This is a genomic window from Aneurinibacillus sp. Ricciae_BoGa-3 (assembly GCF_028421645.1).
In the GTDB taxonomy this organism is placed as follows: Bacteria; Bacillota; Bacilli; order Aneurinibacillales; family Aneurinibacillaceae; genus Aneurinibacillus_B.
Window position 1 is genome coordinate 4883105 of sequence record NZ_CP116887.1, and the last position, 17703, is coordinate 4900807.

The 17703-nt window shown below is 47.2% G+C and carries 14 protein-coding genes; 2 read left to right on the forward strand and 12 right to left on the reverse strand.

The window, feature by feature from the left end; genetic code table 11:
• Positions 1-7: 7 nt before the first annotated feature.
• Positions 8-1945, reverse strand: a complete 1938-nt coding sequence (qoxB, locus tag PP175_RS24765) for a cytochrome aa3 quinol oxidase subunit I (RefSeq protein ID WP_272440842.1) — start codon at positions 1943-1945, stop codon at positions 8-10.
• Between the two features lie 25 nt (positions 1946-1970).
• Entirely contained in the window at positions 1971-2924 is a 954-nt protein-coding gene (qoxA, locus tag PP175_RS24770) for a cytochrome aa3 quinol oxidase subunit II (RefSeq protein ID WP_272440843.1), read from the reverse strand.
• 342 nt (positions 2925-3266) lie between these two features.
• Here qoxA and PP175_RS24775 point away from each other — a divergent pair, with 342 nt between their 5' ends.
• Positions 3267-4658, forward strand: coding sequence for a branched-chain amino acid transporter BcaP (locus tag PP175_RS24775; protein WP_272440844.1), 1392 nt, complete (start codon positions 3267-3269; stop codon positions 4656-4658).
• Between the two features lie 112 nt (positions 4659-4770).
• Here the strand turns inward: PP175_RS24775 and PP175_RS24780 are convergent, their stop codons facing one another.
• The 7 genes from PP175_RS24780 to PP175_RS24810 all read right to left on the reverse strand — a co-directional run bounded on the left by PP175_RS24780 (position 4771) and on the right by PP175_RS24810 (position 11301).
• Positions 4771-5145: a DUF488 domain-containing protein gene (locus tag PP175_RS24780; protein ID WP_272440845.1), complete on the reverse strand. Its 375-nt coding sequence runs from the start codon at positions 5143-5145 to the stop codon at positions 4771-4773.
• An 81-nt stretch (positions 5146-5226) separates the two neighbouring features.
• Positions 5227-6474 (reverse strand): MFS transporter, encoded by a 1248-nt coding sequence (locus PP175_RS24785; RefSeq protein WP_272440846.1) that lies wholly within the window; start codon positions 6472-6474, stop codon positions 5227-5229.
• Positions 6475-6585: 111 nt separating this feature from the next.
• Positions 6586-7383 carry a class I SAM-dependent methyltransferase gene (locus PP175_RS24790; protein ID WP_272440847.1) on the reverse strand — a complete coding sequence of 266 codons (798 nt, stop codon included), beginning with the start codon at positions 7381-7383 and terminating at the stop codon, positions 6586-6588.
• Between the two features lie 104 nt (positions 7384-7487).
• Positions 7488-7793, reverse strand: a complete 306-nt coding sequence (gene cyoD, locus PP175_RS24795; RefSeq protein ID WP_272440848.1) for a cytochrome o ubiquinol oxidase subunit IV — start codon at positions 7791-7793, stop codon at positions 7488-7490.
• Position 7794: 1 nt separating this feature from the next.
• Positions 7795-8400 (reverse strand): cytochrome o ubiquinol oxidase subunit III, encoded by a 606-nt coding sequence (gene cyoC / locus PP175_RS24800; RefSeq protein WP_272440849.1) that lies wholly within the window; start codon positions 8398-8400, stop codon positions 7795-7797.
• Entirely contained in the window at positions 8400-10358 is a 1959-nt protein-coding gene (locus PP175_RS24805; protein WP_272440850.1) for a cbb3-type cytochrome c oxidase subunit I, read from the reverse strand. Before PP175_RS24805 ends, cyoC begins: the two co-directional genes overlap by 1 nt.
• 25 nt (positions 10359-10383) lie before the next feature.
• Positions 10384-11301, reverse strand: coding sequence for a cytochrome c oxidase subunit II (locus PP175_RS24810; protein ID WP_272440851.1), 918 nt, complete (start codon positions 11299-11301; stop codon positions 10384-10386).
• 483 nt (positions 11302-11784) lie between these two features.
• Here PP175_RS24810 and PP175_RS24815 point away from each other — a divergent pair, with 483 nt between their 5' ends.
• Positions 11785-12243 carry a DUF420 domain-containing protein gene (locus PP175_RS24815; protein ID WP_272440852.1) on the forward strand — a complete coding sequence of 153 codons (459 nt, stop codon included), beginning with the start codon at positions 11785-11787 and terminating at the stop codon, positions 12241-12243.
• A gap of 141 nt (positions 12244-12384) precedes the next feature.
• Here the strand turns inward: PP175_RS24815 and PP175_RS24820 are convergent, their stop codons facing one another.
• From PP175_RS24820 to hrpB, 3 genes are all read right to left on the reverse strand, one after another.
• Positions 12385-13560, reverse strand: a complete 1176-nt coding sequence (locus PP175_RS24820) for a M20 family metallopeptidase (RefSeq protein WP_272440853.1) — start codon at positions 13558-13560, stop codon at positions 12385-12387.
• Positions 13561-13578: 18 nt separating this feature from the next.
• The gene (locus PP175_RS24825) at positions 13579-14889 is read right to left on the reverse strand and encodes a uracil/xanthine transporter (RefSeq protein WP_272440854.1); all 1311 of its coding nucleotides are present in this window, start codon (positions 14887-14889) and stop codon (positions 13579-13581) included.
• 152 nt (positions 14890-15041) lie between these two features.
• Positions 15042-17564 carry an ATP-dependent helicase HrpB gene (hrpB, locus tag PP175_RS24830; RefSeq protein WP_272440855.1) on the reverse strand — a complete coding sequence of 841 codons (2523 nt, stop codon included), beginning with the start codon at positions 17562-17564 and terminating at the stop codon, positions 15042-15044.
• Positions 17565-17703 lie beyond the last annotated feature (139 nt).

Sequence of the window (17703 nt, forward strand, 5' to 3'; positions counted from 1 at the left end):
CCACTTGTTACACCCCCTCTGTAATATTCTCAGTGCGCTTAATCTCATCAACGCTTACATAGTACCCATCGTCGTATTCAAAGGCACGCAGCACCATGAATAGCAAGATGCCTGCCAAGCCTAAAAACGCCATCCACCACCACATGAATACCAGGCCAAAACCGGCAATAAAGAAGAAGATGGACATAATAAATGGACGTCCTGAGCTGCTGGGCATATGAATCGGTTGGATTGGACCTTGAGCTTCCACTTGGCCGCGCTTTTTCATATGCCAGAAAACATCCACTTCTTTGATTTCAGGCAGACGCGAAAAATTGTAATGCGGAGCAGGAGAGGGTATTAACCACTCAAGCGTACGCCCATCCCACGGATCCGGTTCAAAGGTGCGCGGTTCATATCTCACACTCCAATAGAACATATACACCATCAGAATGAAGCCAATGCTCTGCAGAATGGTCCCGAACGTTGAAAGCATGTTCAAAGACGTCCATCCCGGTATCGGCGGATAGGTGTAGACGCGCCGGGTCATACCCAGCAACCCAAGCACATACTGCGGCGCAAATGTAATAATGTATCCGATACTAAAAAACCAAAAGTACCATCTGCCAATTCTTTCATTCAGCTTAAATCCGAATAGTTTAGGCCACCAGTAATGCATACCTGCAAATGCCGCAAATACGGTCGCTGAAATAAGCACATTATGGAAATGGGCAATGAGAAAATAGCTGTTGTGATACTGATAGTCGGCGGGTGCCATCGCAAGCATGACACCGGTCAGTCCACCGATCGCAAAAGTTGGAATAAAGGCCAGCACCCAGAGCATCGCGACGGTTAGTTTTATCCGACCTTTATACATCGTTAACAGCCAGTTAAACAACTTAACACCAGTAGGTATCGCAATGGCCATCGTAGATATCCCAAAGAACGCATTAACAGCAGGCCCCGCACCCATCGTAAAGAAGTGGTGCAGCCAGACGATAAAGCTTAGCACAGCGATTGCTACCATCGAGACAACCATCGCCGAATAACCAAATAGTGTTCTCCTTGAGAATGTAGATACGACATCTGAGAAAACACCAAAGGCAGGTAAAGCGACAATGTATACTTCCGGGTGCCCCCAGATCCAGAATAGGTTTGCCCACATCATGGGCATACCCCCGCCCTGCACCGTAAAAAAGTGGGCGCCAAACAGACGGTCAAAGGACAGCATCGCAAGCGCCACTGTTAGCACCGGAAAAGCATAAATGATAATAACTGACGTAATCAGCACCGACCACGAAAACATGGGCATTCTCATCAACGTCATACCAGGCGCCCGCATTTTTATGATGGTCACGAGGAAGTTAATGCCGCTCGCGAGCGTTCCGATCCCGGATATTTGCAGAGAAAGGAGATAATAGTGTTCACCAACACCCGGCGAATAGAGAGCTTCCGCAAGAGGGGCATAGCTCGTCCAGCCAGTATCTGGAGATCCGCCAATAACAAATGAAATGTTAAGTAGCATTGCCCCCATAAAGAAAAGCCAGAAACTAAGCGCGTTTAACACCGGAAAGGCAACATCCCTCGCCCCAATCTGCAAGGGCATACCTATGTTCATTAAACCGATTACAAACGGCATCGCCATGAACAGAATCATAACGGTTCCGTGGGTGGAAAAAATCTGATCATAATGCTCTGCATTCAAAAGTTTCATATTCGGTGCAGCAAGCTGGAGGCGCATCAGCACGGCATCTGAGCCACCGCGGAAAAACATAATGATAGCGGCAATCATATACATCACGCCAATTCTTTTGTGGTCAACCGTTGTCAGCCACTCTCTCCAAAGCCATCCCCACTTCTTGAAATAAGTGAGAACGAACAGAATTCCCAATGTGACGAGAACAATCGATACATCCGCCCCATAAATCAAGGGGTCACCTGTAACAAAAAACTTACCTGTGCTCATGCTTTTTCCTCCTTTCTTCTACAACCTATGGATGATGGGTTGTATCGTGCATCTTTGGCATATTCGACATGTTAGGCATGTACGGCATATTTTGCTTGCTGCTTGAGTTAGACTGTCCCTGGTCTCCCGGAGCCGGTGACAATACAGCTTCCTGCTCCAAAGGCCGGTGATCCATAGAAGAGAATGTCATCTTCGGTACAAGGCCTGGGATCAACAGTTTCTGATAACCCTCGTCGGTCAACTTAGGTGCGGTATTTTTCACAGTCTGCACCCAGCTCGCAAAATCTGCCGGCGGCTGTGCCACAACATCAAAAAACATATGCGCAAAACCTCTGCCCGTAAAATTAGCGCCTCGACCGCCGTATGTGCCCGGCTTATCCGCTTGCAGCCACAACCGCAGGCGCTGGCCGGGCATACTGTATTCCTGTCCGCCCAGTGTAGGCACCCAGAACGAGTTCATCGAGGTTGCCGAGGTCAGCTCAAATTTTATGGGTGTATTGACCGGAATATGTACATAGTTTACGGTCTCAATATTCTGCCCGGGGTACTTAAATATCCACTTCCAGTCAGCAGATGTGACGTAAATGGTCATAGGTGAAGTGTTCGCTGGATGGGGAGGCGGATTTTCCAATGAAAACGTTGTCCTAGCCATTGGAATCGCCAGCGCCATAACCATAACAATTGGTGCCGCCGTCCATATAATTTCAAGCGTTTTGCTTGACTTTGTCTCTGGAGGCTCATAATTCATATTTTCCGGTTTTTCACGATAGCGTACGACTATGTACGTATACAGCACTAACACGACCAGCACGGCGATCGACATAACCACTAAAGACCAGATAATTAATTTATATTCGCTCCATGCCACCGGTCCCTGCGGATTCAACACAGAATACCTCGTCCCACATCCTGTTGCAAAGATGAGCAGAAAGGCAAAAGATGCAAGCCCAGCTATAAATCTTTTTTTGTCTTTCAGCATTTCCTTGACTTACCCCCTTTCTATGTTTGCATCTTGGGTGAATTACATTATCAAATACCATTTCTATCCGTTTCTCTCTTTTTTAAAACCTAAAAATCGATTGTTTTTCCCCTGGAGCAGCAAGATAATAAACTGAATAAAAAAATACTTTACTTATCAACAAATTTACTATAATATTTTTATCGTTGTTTTCTCTTGATGGGACCCGCAATGTACTAAATATATAGAAAATAGACGCAATACAATCGTTTCTTTATCAACTTCAGAGTATTACTCAACCGATATTAGGTTACAGATAAAGAAATAGAAGAGAGAAAATTAAGATAAGGAGAGAATTGGGAAATGGATTTGTTTAGGAAAAAGTCTATAACCGATTTGGTTGGCCAATCGGACACTGATAAATCATCACTCAAAAAAAATCTGGGTATTTTTGATCTCACGATGCTTGGGATTGGAGCTACCATCGGAACGGGTATTTTTGTCCTGCCTGGTGTTGTCGCTGCGGAACATGCAGGACCTGCTCTAATTATTTCGTTCATCCTATCCGGGCTTGCCTGCATCTTTGCGGCGCTTTGCTACTGTGAATTTGCTTCCATGGTGCCTGCATCGGGCAGTGCCTACACGTACAGTTATGCAACGTTTGGGGAACTTATTGCATGGATTCTCGGATGGGATTTAATTCTGGAGTATGGCCTTGCTTCCTCAACGGTTGCAAGCGGCTGGTCCGGCTATGCACAGGGCCTGCTCGCAGGGTTCGGAATACATCTGCCAACAGCCATATCCAGCGCTTATAACCCAGCCAAGGGAACTCTTATTGATCTACCTGCTATTCTGATTACACTGGTAATAACCTTTATTTTAACGCGGGGAGTAAAGGAATCAGCTCGGATAAACTCTATTATGGTTATCCTTAAAATTTTGATTATTCTTCTTTTTATTGTTATAGGGGTCCAATATGTAAAACCAGCTAACTGGTCACCGTTTATGCCCTTCGGTTTTTCAGGAGTGGCTACCGGCGCAGCTACTGTTTTTGCTGCCTATATTGGATTTGATGCCGTGGCCACGGCGGCAGAAGAAGCGCGAAATCCGCAGCGTACCATGCCAGTCGGCATCATCGCTTCTGTAGCGGTCTGCATTCTGCTGTACATTGTTGTCTCTTTAATTTTGACTGGTATAGTGCCTTACGAGCAGCTTAATGTGAAAAATCCCGTTTCTTTCGCGATTGAATTCATTCATCAGAATTGGGTTGCCGGCTTCATTTCACTGGGTGCAATCATCGGTATTACAACCGTTTTATTCGTGATGCTCTATGGACAAACGCGTCTTTTCTACTCAATGAGCCGGGACGGCCTGCTTCCGAAAGTTTTTTCCAGGGTCAACCCAAGAACGAAAACACCGGCTACAGGCACCTGGGTTACCGGGATTCTCGCAGCATTCTTCGGGGGTATTCTACCGCTGGACAGACTGGTTGAACTGGTCAACATTGGTACATTTACCGCATTCATCGTCGTATCGGCGGGCGTTATCGTCCTTCGCAAAACGCGGCCAGATTTAAAAAGATCGTTCCGGGTACCACTTGTGCCGTTGCTCCCTTTGCTAGCAATTGTATCCTGCGGTTATCTTGTATTGCAGCTTCCTTCTATTACCTGGATCGGCTTCGCGGTCTGGCTGGTGCTGGGGTTATTCGTATATTTTCTCTACGGAGTCAAGCACAGTTCGCTGTCGAAAAAGTAGCTGTTCATTAGCAGCATTTTAATTAGCTGAAGACCGTTTTTCATGTTTAGATAGCACAAAGGCAGCGGTGAAGGAAATTGTCTAGCCATTATTTCCTTCATTCGCTGCCTTTTTATTTATTGCGAGCGTTAATCTTGCGGGCGACCCAATCCCGGAGTACGACTGCATGATTATGCTGTGTATCCTTCGCTGCGAACAGCAGCGTAACATATCTATCTACGGCTGCTTCATACAGCCATTTTACCGCCTCGCAGCAAACCGGATCGCTCGCTAACTCTTCTTCATAGCGGCTGCGAAACGCTTCAAATCTTTCAGGTTTGTGATTAAACCACTTCCGCAACTCCGGACTTGGCGCAGCCTCCTTAAGCCATAAATCTATACAAGCCTGTTCTTTGGATATTCCCCGCGGCCAGACTCGATCAATCAGGATCCTGCTGCCATCTTCAGGAGTAGGCGGTTCATATATGCGTTTAATTTGTATACCCATCTATTTCACCTTCACTTATTGACAAAAACATCGCGGAGATGTTTTACTTTGTTCCCCATTGCTTCCCATTATAGCAACGTATTATTCCCCTTCCACTGCAACCGGCTTCTGTCCAGAAGCATTTCTGCCCATCAATGGCAGAATAAAAAACAGCCCGATTAAAAACAACACGCCAGCCGCTCCATACATGGAGACGAGCGAGAACTGTGACTTAAGCCAACCAGCCATACTCATCGTGACAACCATAGCACCCATAAACAGCGGATTAAGTACCCCATTTACCCGTCCTACAAAAGATTCTTCGGTCGATTGCAGGATAAGCGTATTGATGCCAATTGGGATACAGGGAAAGAACAGCCCATTAATAAACTGAACCACAAGTGTAAACGTGACGCTGGTAGACAGGCCAACGCCGGTAATGGAAATAGCGCTTACCAGCATTGTCGCCGGGAGCAGCTTCTGCGGGGAAATTTTCTTTGATAGTCCCATAACGGCACCGCCACCTATCAGCATCGCTGCGCCGTTCACCATCATAAGCCATTGTACATTTTCTTTAGGCAGCCCAAGCCGCTCTGTAACAATAAAAATGGAAAGTGGCTGAATAATGCCCACAGCAAAACCGGCTACGATAAATCCGCCGCCAAGCAGCCTCAATACCTTTTTTGACCAGACATAACGGAACCCGTCTTTTAATTCCAGCCAGAAGTTTCCCTCCTGCTTCTCTTTCTGCTCACTTACATCGGGCGGCAGGAAAACGAGCACCCCAGCGGACAGCATAAACGCGATCCCCATCACAGCGATGGCAAAATGAATGCCAAATCTCTGATACACAAACGTGCCCAGCAGTGGGCCGATGATCATAAAAATGGACATAAGTGCCTGGAAAAGCGCCATTCCCATCTGCATCTGGCCTTCAGACACATGTACTTTGAACAGCTTCATTGTGGAAGGCTGAGAAAACTGCGAAAGAATGGCAGAAACAAGGGTAACAAAAAAAACGGCCTTCCATGAGCCGAAAGTAACGGCAAGCAGCACGATAAAAACGGACACCGCACTGAGCCCATCACACCAGACCATAGTCCTCTTAGGACGCCACCTGTCTGCAAACGTTCCGCCTATAATCGAAAACAGAAAAATCGGGGCAAACTCGGCTACAGAAATAAGGGAAACCGAAAACGGGTCGTTGTTAGTCTTCTCCATGACATAAAGCAAAATAGCAAAGTTTCGCACCCATATGCCAGTCTGCAAGAATATTCCTGAAACCATGATGATCTGCACAAAGCGATTTCGAAAAAAACCTGTCGAAGCAGGCGTACTTATCGTGGACATCCTCTTACATCTCTCCCTCTTATCTATCTATGTGAATGCTACATTATATTTCTATATGGTTGTAATCTTTCTCCCCACCCTATTAATAATAGTAAATAAAACCTTTCCGGTCTATCCACCTGTTGGCGGACATGGCTTTCTACAAAGAACCATCCATTCATCCACTTGGAGGGATCGAACATCATCATTATGAATATCCACTGAAAAATAACCCTGTATATCTTTATCGGCATGCAAGATAAAGTTGGTGACCCTTGCAATTTGTTCACTGTTAACTGTTGTGCGATTCACCCATGTTGGATAATCGTATGTCTTTTTACGCGTAAGTGTTTTTGCCTCCTCCAAGCCGGCTGCAGCAAATAAACCTCTCCATTCGTTAATAGATAAACACCTGACGTGGCTTTCATCACGCAGCTTTTCCATCGAATTCATAAAGTCGGCTAATCGAGCTTCTCCTGGTGCTACATTGTCAATTAAAATAAAGGTTCCGCCGGCTTTCAGCGTCCGAAAAACTTCGCTGATGAATTGGTCAGGATTGGGGAAATGGTGGGCCGCAATGCGGCATGTTGCCAGGTCAAACGTATCATCCAAAAAGGGTAGTTGTTCAGCATCTGAAACCACATACCAAATATTCGGGTGTGCATTTCGCAAATGCCTGGCAGTATTCGCAAGCATTTGCCGGGTCATATCTGTAGCAAACACGTGCCCTGCATGGGGGGATAATGTTCTGGCGGTATGTCCGCCTCCTGTGGCAATATCCAGTACGACCCAGTCTGGCTGCGGCTTCGCCCACTCAATCAACAACGAGAGATCCTTACCTTTGGCATGAGATTCGCTTGTGACATACTTCTCAGCATTCTTGGCAAACTGTTTCCTCACCTTGTCTTTTATCGAGTCATCCTCCAACATCAGCTCAGCCTCCTCAATTAGAGCTTCAAAGTCTCTACCAACTTACTTAAACGAAAACAAAAAAATACCTGCCAGGCTTGCGCCGAGCAGGTATTTTTTCTTCATTAGAAGCTCTGGGAGTTAAACGTCATAATCCAAGCAGATCCGCCAACAATTGTGATAACGAAGATCATGCCTAGTATAAGTGCCATCACGTTCCAACCCGGTTTTTCACTTTCTCTGATATGCATGAACAGAATTAACTGAACCAAGAATTGTAGAACCGCTGCGATGATAATCGTCACAACGAGCGGTACAGCACTCATTGCATGATTTAATACCAGCATGATAGGGATAATCGTTAAGATAATCGACAGGATAAACCCGATCACATATGCTTTGGTTGAACCATGATTCTCTTGCTGTGACATCTTACATCACCCCCATCAGGTATACAACAGTAAAGAGGAAAATCCAGACGGCATCAAGAAAGTGCCAGTACAAGCTGATAATCGTGATTTTCCGTTTCGTGACACCTGTAATACCGCGTTTATTAAGCTGGAAGATAAGTCCAACCATCCAGACTAAACCAAGCGATACGTGGCATCCGTGCGTTCCAACCAGAACGAAGAAAGCGGAGAGAAATCCGCTGCGGGAGATCGTTGCACCTTCCCCAACCATTTTGGTAAATTCGCTAACTTCTAAGCCAACGAAAGCTAATCCAAGGATAGCGGTAATAACCAGCCAGCCTATAAGAGCCTTCTTATTGCCTTTATGCATAGCCAGTGTAGCCAAACCACTAGTGAAACTACTTGTTAATAGAATAAATGTTTCTGCCACAAACCCGGGGACCTCAAACAGCTCTTTGCCGATAGGGCCGCCGTCCGTATGTGTACGCAGTACCACATAGGTTGCAAACAGAGTTCCGAATAAGATACAGTCTGTTACGAGAAAGATCCAGAAGCCCAGTATCTTTAGTGAGGCATCGTGTTCCTCATGGTGATCATGGTGATCGTGATGGGATACAGCGTGTTCCATTATACAGCCCCCTTCCCAACAAATGCCGCTTCAGTACGTTCGATTTCATCAACAGGGATGTAATAATCTGTATCGTATTGGAAAGAGCGTGCGATTAGGCAACCGGCTACACCGATTAGTCCGATAATACCCATCCAGGTCCAGGTAAATGTAAAGCCAAATCCTGCGATAAACCAGAATACAGACATGACAAAAGGTATTCCTGAATTCTTCGGCATATGAATCGGTTCATAATGCGCCTTTTCCTTGTTCGTACCTTTTTGCTGCAATTGCTTTTGTTTCTTCAGCCACCAATCATCTGCGCCTTCAACCTGTGGAATGACAGCAAAGTTATACATTGGCGCTGGTGACGGAATAGACCATTCAAGCGTACGTGCATCCCATGGGTCGTTTGATACGCGTTCCCCTTTGAAGATGCTGTAGATGATCTGCCAGCCCTGGAATACGAATCCAATACCCATTAAGAAGGCACCAATGGTAGATACCAAGTTCAGAGGGCCCCAGCCCATATCCCATCCATAAGTATAAACGCGACGGGTCATACCCATGAAACCTAGAGCATACTGTGGCATGAAGCAGACGTAGAAACCAATATTCCATAACCAGAACGCCCATTTACCGAGCGTCTCATTGAGTTTGAAACCAAACATTTTTGGCCACCAGTAGTAAAGGCCCGCCAAATATCCGAATACTACACCACCGATTAGCACCTGGTGGAAGTGAGCAATCAAGAAGTAGCTGTTGTGATACTGATAGTCAGCAGGAGCAACAGAAAGCATGACGCCAGTTGCACCACCGATTGCGAAGCAAGGCACGAAGGCAATCGTCCACAACATTGGCTGTGTAATCTTGATCCGCCCGCGATACAGGGTAAACAACCAGTTAAATATCTTAACCCCGGTTGGAATTGCAATCGCCATCGTAGAAATGGCAAAGAATGCATTTACATCAGCCCCTGCACCCATCGTAAAGAAGTGGTGAACCCAGGTGAAATAACCAATCACACTGATAACCAACATCGCAAATACCATAGATTTATAACCAAAAATCGTCTTTTTAGCAAATGTACTTACGATTTCGGAGAAAATACCGAAAGCCGGAAGGATAACGATATATACCTCTGGGTGTCCCCACATCCAAATCAAGTTAATATACATCATTGGATTACCACCATGCAGCATGGTGAAGAAATGAGCCCCAAAGAAGCGGTCAATAAACAGAAGCGCAAGCGTTACGGTTAATACCGGGAACGCGAAAATAATTAAAATAGAGGTTGCAAGTACAGACCAGGTAAACAGCGGCATCTTCATCAGCTTCATGCCTGGTGCTCTCATTTTTAAGATGGTCACCATGAAGTTAATACCGGTCGCCAAACTACCGATACCTGAGATTTGAACACCCCAGATGTAGAAGTTTTCGCCAGGTCCGTGGCTGAAATCTAATTCAGACAGCGGAGGATAGCTCAACCAGCCTGCATTCGGAGAACCACCGATTACAAAAGATATGTTAAAGAGCATTGCGCCCATGAAGAAAAGCCAGAAACTAATTGAATTAAGGAACGGATACGCAACGTCACGCGCACCGATTTGAAGCGGAACTACGATATTAAACAGCGCGAACATGAAAGGCATCGCCATGAACAGAATCATGATCGTACCGTGTGTCGTAAAGATCTCGTTATAGTGTTCTGACTCTAAGAAATGCATGTTAGGGAATGCTAATTGTATGCGCATAAGAATAGCATCCACCCCACCGCGGAACAGCATTAATAGCGATGCGAGCAAATACATAATCCCGATCTTCTTATGGTCGACAGTTGTGATCCATTCACGCCAGAGCCAGCCCCATCTTTTTAGTTTCGTTAGCACCAAAAGAACTGCCAGACTTGCAAGCACAATTGAAACGTCTGCACCATAAATCATGGGGTCGCCCGTGACAAAGAAATGTGATGTATCCATTAAGGTTTTCCTCCTTCCTTTTGCCTTATTTATTCATTTTCATTCCAGGCATGTCAGTGTTGGACATACCCGGCATATCGTGATGGTAGTATTGACCACCGTTCTTGCTAACTGTTTCCTCAAAAGAACCATCAGGATAAGACGAGAACGTTTGCACATTGGATGTGTCTTGTTTGCTAGTGAGACTCACGTAACCTTCTTTAGTTAACGCAGGAGCTGTATGTTTTACACTTTTCGCCCATGCATCAAATTCAGCCTGCGGCTTTGCTTCGACTTGGAATTGCATATGTGCAAATCCCTTACCAGTAAAATTCGCGCCAGAACCGAAGTATTTACCAGGATGATCGGCCTGGAGCCACAGACGCATCGCCATACCAGGCATGGCATATTCCTGACCGCCTAACTGTGGAACCCAGAAAGAGTTCATAGGGGCATCGGAAGTAAGCACAAATTGCACCGGAACACCTGCAGGAATTTCACAGTAGTTGACTGTTGCAATTTTTTGGTCCGGATACTGGAACAGCCATTTCCAGTTCAAGTTAGTAACTTGAATGGTAATCGGCTTAGCATCCGTAACTGGTGGTTTGGTAAGAGCATACGTGTCTTTCGCAGTAAAGTAACCGAGAATACCAATGATTATCACCGGAATACCCCACCATATGATTTCAAGTACCTTGCTGTCCGACCAATCCGGGGTATAAGGTGCATCATTACCTGGCTTGTCACGGAAACGATAAACAATGTAAACCAGAATGGCCAGAACGGGAATAACGACAATCGCACACAGGATAGTAGAGATTACAATCAAATGAAGCTCGGTTTGACCAACGGGTCCCTTCGGATCAAGAACAATATAATTGCTACTACATCCTGACATCATGATCATCGTCAGGGCTGCTACAAAAAACAGGCTAACACGATTTAGCAGCTTTTGTTTCTTCACCTTGTTTCCTCCTCTCTTATGCATCCACTAAAATTTTGGGGCAACTGGCCTAATACTTTGTGGATTAAATAATGATAGATTCAAACGCACCAGTAACGTTGCCGCACTTAGTAACGTTCTTATAATATCAAAGCTGCCGCATGCTTGCTATGATTGTTTCTGCATTATTCATCATTTTGTCACACATTCGGACAAAAAGTTTTCACCTCTTCTCCACAACTTAGATAAATATCCCCAAAAATTGGCCTTGTAGAGCAGTTCCATTATAAATTTATGTATAAATGGATTTGCTTTACTTAGCCATGAAAAACTATCTACCCCTTACCTACTTTACAGCACTTTAAAACAACATCTACCATGAATTATTGACGATATATCAAATGATTGTTTTCAAACCTTGCTGCCCTACATCGGGTCTGATAAAATGTGTTCCTAGTAGTGAGGCTGTACTATTTCCCTTTAACATTGAAAGGATGAAAACGCATGTTTCACATTATTCCGTATATTAATGAATGTTTTATGCTGCTCAGCGCCCTCTTTATGGCGATAGGTTGGTACCAAATCCGACGGGGCCGCAAAGAAGCGCACAGACGGCTCATGCTGCTGGGCACTGTTATGGCGGCGTTATTCTTTATTGGCTATGCTGCCAAAACGGTGTTAGTAGGCGATACTTCTTTCGGCGGCCCTGCAAGCCTTAAACCTCCCTATCAAATTTTTCTTCAGACTCATACCATACTTGCAACTGTAGGAGCAATTCTAGGCATTGTAACGCTCCGGTTCGCTTACGTGCAGGCTTTTTCCAAGCATAAAAAGATCGGGCCGTGGACGGTAGTAATCTGGTTTATTACGACAGCAAGCGGACTTGCTGTGTTCCTGCTCCTCTACGTCATCTATCCCCCAGGCCCAACTACGAATATGTTCCGCAACTGGCTTGGACATTGAAATCGATTTACACAGGAAGGCGCCAAAAACAATATGGCAGCTTTCCTTTTTTCATACAAAAATAAAACGCCTAATCCAGTTCAGGATTAAGCGTATTTAATCTACGTCATAATCGTGTTTCTCCTTTTTTTACTTCATGCATCAGGCAAGCAGTTTAAATGCAGCATTCAGAAACATTTTCACACCTATTTCAAGTGCATCTTCGTCAATTGTAAAAAGGGCATGGTGGTGAGGATGAATAATCCCTTTATCCGGATTCCCGGCTCCAATGTAGAAGTAGGCACCTGGTGCCTTCTGCTGAAAAGCAGAGAAATCTTCGCCGCCCATGTTTGGTTTCATAAGGTCTAGCGCTTCTTTGCCAAATACTTCAATCACCGTTGCCTCGATGATTCTGGTAACCTCATTATTGTTAATAACGGGACGGTAGCCGTTTTCATATTTAAATACGTATTCGGCACCATGTGCTTCTGTAATGCCCTTGACGATGCGTTCCATCAACTGCGGGACCGCCGCCCTAAGTTTTGCATCGAAGCTACGAACCGTTCCGCACATCTCAACTGAACCCGGCATGATGTTGTGGGCTGACCCCCCGTTAAACTGTGTGATCGAAACTACCAGGTTATCCAGTGGATCTGTGTTTCTCGCAACGATGTGCTGAATATTCGTAACAACCTGGGCGCCGATGGCAATCGAATCAATCGTCTGTTGCGGCAGCGCAGCATGCCCGCCTTTTCCTTTAATGGTAATCCAAAATGTATCCGGAGCCGCCATCATCGGGCCGTAAGCAACGCCGACCTTTCCAATCTCTATCGGTGACCACAGATGGCACCCAATTACCATGTCCACGCCATCCATTACACCTGCATTTACCATTTCCTGTGCTCCGCCAGGGTACAATTCTTCCGCATGCTGGAATAAGAAACGTATTTCTCCCTGAATCTGATCCTTCATTCCCGACAGGACCTTCGCTGTTCCAAGCAGCATAGCGGTATGCCCATCATGGCCGCAGGCGTGCATGACACCAGGGTTCTTCGAGGCAAATTCAAATGTGTTCTCTTCCTGAATAGGCAGCGCATCCATATCCGCCCGGATGGCCAGTGTTTTTCCAGCCTTCGATCCGATTAGCCGCGCCACCACGCTCGTTTTGGTTGGACGGGAAAGCTCCAGATTACCGAAAGACTCCAATGTATCATAGACAAATTGTGCGGTCTTTTCTTCCTCGAAAGATAGCTCAGGATGTTCGTGAAGGTGTCTTCTCCACCCGATCACATCCTCTCTGGCCTCTTCGGCTGTCCGGTTCAATGTTTCGGCGCTCATCTTCTTATTCCCCTTTCTTCATATTGCTTTTCTGCTAGCCGGAGCTTCTTCATAGTGGGACCAATTGACGATATTCTCAAGTACAACAGACAGCAGAATCCCTACCAGGAGTCCGTTGCTCAGAAGCGGCCGGATCAACATTGGAAACGAACCGAACGCTTTAGCAGGCAGGCTCAGCATAGCAATTCCCAGCAGCGCAGGTCCGGCAATCCGGTATATCGTTTTTGAATTAAAACGAATACCTTCGATATTTTTCAGCGCAGCGCCAAACAGCTGCAGATAGGCCACAAACAACACGGCATCTCCTACACTCACCGGCATAGTGGCAAACAAAGAACCCAGGAAGGGAATCAGGCCAAGCACCATAAAAAGCAACCCGCCTGCGATAAAGGCCGACCGCTCCAAAATCCTGGTCGATTGAAGGAACCCCAGCGACGACGTATACGGCGCATAGGGAACCATCCCTAACAAGCCCGAAATGATAGAATTGATTCCGGTCAGAATGAAGGAGCGCTGATACTGCCTATCCGTCGCCGGCTCCCCGAATAACTGTTCCCCGCCTCGCAGAGTCGCCACTGTATTAGTAGTATTAATCAAACCGGTTAATAAAGCGGTCAGCACAATACCCCATTCGAAATTCGGTTGCCCCCACGGAAACAAGCTTATAAGAGACGTGGTATGAGGTTGGATAGACGTGTGGGCATGGAAGAGAACGCTGTATAGAATCCAGCCAACCATAATCCCGATTAAAATGGAAAAATTGCTGACTTTACCTCTGCCTTTCACATTTAGCCAGGAAACCAGGATAATCAATAAAATGGAGAGGCCAGCTGTGCCCATATCGATCTTGTCACCGGCAGACAAACCCAGCATGCCTTTAACAAAAATGATAATCAACTGGCTCGCCAGCAAAATAAGAAAGACACTCATGACTACGGGTGAAAAGATCCTTTTCAGCCACTTGCCCATACCCAGGGCACCAAGAATCGCAATGAGTACGCCGGACAGAATAATCCCCGTCGCCAGCCCACCCCCCAAAAGGGTAAGGCTCATCTGTGTAGAAGACGCTGAAGCAGCTAAGCTTAAGATAACGCCCCACCAGAGGCCGGACTGGCCCTCCATAAACGATAAGCGGTGGCCAAACAAAGCCTGCAGCACACACGCCAGACCCGTATATATAAACGAACATTGAAGCGCTGAAGTCACCTCAGCGGCCGGCAGATGAAATGCCGCCCCAACGGATATTGGAATGACAACCGTGTTGGCAAACATAAAAAAAAGCCACTGAACCCCAGCTAACCAAATTGTTACACCTGATAATCGCGACAAAGATAAACAGCTCCTTCTAACTTTCAAAATAACGGTTGAATTTAGGCTATGTCCACAAGTATATGTTATTTTCTTACTTTTGAGAATATAGTAAGCGCCGATCTTGCAGGAACAAAAAAGGACCGCTAATTTATTCAGCGATCCAAACGAAATTACGCTTGCCTTGGTTTAGTGCGGTTTGTCGGAACAGCACCTACCGGGTCATCCGGCCAATAGTGCTTAGGATATCGTCCTTTTAAATCCTTTTTCACCTCAAAATAAGCATTCTTCCAGAAGCTCGCCAGGTCGCGTGTGACCTGCACAGGCCGCTGCGCAGGCGACAACAGGTGAAGCATAAGTGGAATTTTGGCCCGGCCGATTCGAGGCGTCTCTTTCAGGCCAAACATCTCCTGCAGCCTGACAGCTAATACCGGAGAAGACGGGTCACTGTAGTCGACTGGAATGCGTGAGCCGCTTGGAACGGTAATATGCGAAGGTGCATGTTCATCTAACTCACGTCGCTGCTCCCAGGGTAATATGGACTGGATAATTTCCACCATGTTCAGTTTCTGTAGATCCGAACGGCTTCTTAAACCATACACGTGCGGCCCAAGCCAATCTGTAAGAGAAGCGATCAACGCCTCATCCGATACATCCGGCCACACGTTATCCAGCGTGTGCATAAAGGCTAGCCGCTGCCGGAATTGCCGAGCGGTTTTCGTCCATGGGAGAATCTCCAATCCTTCGTCTGCTACTCCGCTAAGAAGCGCATTAAGCAGGATTTCCATATCCGCATCCGTAATCGGAACATCCTGCAAAAGAAGCGCACCCAGCCACATGCGTTTTCTTGACTTTACAGCTTGCCTTTCCTTATCCCAAACTGTCGTGCGCTCGGTCTTTATCTGTTCGCTAAAATGGTGCTCCAACAGGCTCAATTCCACCGGAGCAGCCAGTAAAATCCGACTCTCAGACGTCTGGTCATCTAATTCAGCCGCTACTAGATAGCTAGTGTTTGACAGAGGCTGCAGTTTGGGCAAAATGGCTCCGCGTCCATTTCGGAGAAGGAACTTGCCGGTTGGTTTTCGCTGGGCGATGCGATCAGGATAAGCAAAGGCAAGAAGAAGCCCACATTTTTCCAGATCAGTATCGTCCATTTCACCATTGTCCTCTTCACCTTCAACGGTTAATTCAAGCATCTTCTGCCACTGGTTCACTTCAGCTAGAATACGCCGGCTGACGGCTGAATCCATATGAGGACCGCTGCCAAAACCCGGTCCATTCTTCTTACTGTTGCGAATCGCTTCAATACGCAGCCGCAGATCCGCATTTAAAGCGGAGTCCCTTAATACATCTCGCTCATTTAAAACGGCTGCAAGTTCACATGCGAGACTGCCCAGGCCAAGTGCATCCGCCTTAAGCAGCATATGTGCCAGCCTTGGATGCACGCCGAAATCAGCCATGCGCCGCCCGTGCGTCGTAATCAGTCCCCTTTCATCAAGTGCACCCAGCCTGGTCAACAGCTCCCTGGCCTGGGAGAACGCCGCACCCGGCGGCGGATCCAGCCAGAGCAGCTCATCGGGATTGGATATGCCCCAAGCAGCCAGTTCGAGTGCAAGTGCTGTAAGATCCGCTTCCAGAATCTCCGGCGTGCTGCGCGGAGCGAAAAGCCGTTGTTCCTGTTCGGTCCACAGTCGGTAGCACACACCGGGACCTTGCCGGCCCGCTCGCCCTCTCCGCTGGTCCGCTGAAGCCCGGGAGACGCGAACCGTCTCAAGCCGGGTCATACCGGTTCTTGGTGAGAAACGCGGTACTCGGGCCATTCCGCTATCGATCACGATGCGTACCCCCTCCACTGTTAGGCTTGTCTCAGCTATGGAAGTCGCAAGCACAACCTTGCGCTCCCCCGGCGGACAAGGCGACACAGCCATGTCCTGCGCTTCCCGCGAAAGTCTTCCATACAGAGGGGCGATGCGAATGTCATTTCCCAATCGCTTTTGCAGAAGCTCTGCCTCCACCCGCTTGATCTCAGCCGCCCCCGGCAGGAAGACGAGAATGTCGCCGGATTCGGTGTCCAGCGCATGCAGAATGGCCTGTACAACAGCAGGCTCGATATGTCCGTTGATCGGCTTATTTATATAATGCGTCTCCACTGAAAAAGCCCGGCCTTCGCTGACCACAACGGGTGCATCACGCAGCAGGGCAGACACAGGCTCGGCATCAAGCGTGGCAGACATGATCAGGATGCGCAGATCCTCCCGCAGCACAGACTGGGACTGTTGGCTGAGTGCCAGCCCCAGATCCGCATGCAGGCTTCTTTCATGGAATTCATCGAATATAATCAAGCCCACATCTTCGAGGGCCGGATCGGTCTGCAGGAACCGGGTAAGAACACCCTCTGTAATAACTTCAATCCTGGTCGCAGGCCCCACCCGGGTATCCATCCTAACCCGGTACCCAACCGTCTGTCCAACTTGTTCCCTTAAGGATGCCGCCATATAGCGCGCAGCGGATCGGGCGGCCAGCCGGCGAGGCTCGAGCATCAGGATACGGCGCCCAGCGAGCCACGGTTCCTCAAGTAATGCCAGCGGAACTCTAGTGGTTTTCCCAGCCCCTGGAGGTGCTACAAGCACCGCGCTTTCCTGCCTATGAAGCGCTTCCTTCAGGGCGGGTAAGGCTGATTCGATCGGAAGTTGCATGATGATATTCACTCCTTAAGCGGCACGGCTAACCGTATATCTTCCATTACATCTTACATGAATCGTTACTCCAAGTTTACCATACACGGTGCTGTTCCTTGCGTTATTGCGTTCTGCTTCAGACTCTCCGTTCGAATAG

Coding starts and splice junctions, on each gene's coding strand:
- qoxA (WP_272440843.1), bottom strand. CDS start 2,924: ATGCTGAAAGACAAAAAAAGATTTATAGCTGGGCTTGCATCTTTTGCC.
- PP175_RS24780 (WP_272440845.1), bottom strand. CDS start 5,145: ATGGGTATACAAATTAAACGCATATATGAACCGCCTACTCCTGAAGAT.
- PP175_RS24820 (WP_272440853.1), bottom strand. CDS start 13,560: ATGAGCGCCGAAACATTGAACCGGACAGCCGAAGAGGCCAGAGAGGAT.
- qoxB (WP_272440842.1), bottom strand. CDS start 1,945: ATGAGCACAGGTAAGTTTTTTGTTACAGGTGACCCCTTGATTTATGGG.
- PP175_RS24790 (WP_272440847.1), bottom strand. CDS start 7,383: ATGTTGGAGGATGACTCGATAAAAGACAAGGTGAGGAAACAGTTTGCC.
- cyoC (WP_272440849.1), bottom strand. CDS start 8,400: ATGGAACACGCTGTATCCCATCACGATCACCATGATCACCATGAGGAA.
- hrpB (WP_272440855.1), bottom strand. CDS start 17,564: ATGCAACTTCCGATCGAATCAGCCTTACCCGCCCTGAAGGAAGCGCTT.
- cyoD (WP_272440848.1), bottom strand. CDS start 7,793: ATGTCACAGCAAGAGAATCATGGTTCAACCAAAGCATATGTGATCGGG.
- PP175_RS24815 (WP_272440852.1), top strand. CDS start 11,785: ATGTTTCACATTATTCCGTATATTAATGAATGTTTTATGCTGCTCAGC.
- PP175_RS24805 (WP_272440850.1), bottom strand. CDS start 10,358: ATGGATACATCACATTTCTTTGTCACGGGCGACCCCATGATTTATGGT.
- PP175_RS24785 (WP_272440846.1), bottom strand. CDS start 6,474: ATGTCCACGATAAGTACGCCTGCTTCGACAGGTTTTTTTCGAAATCGC.
- PP175_RS24775 (WP_272440844.1), top strand. CDS start 3,267: ATGGATTTGTTTAGGAAAAAGTCTATAACCGATTTGGTTGGCCAATCG.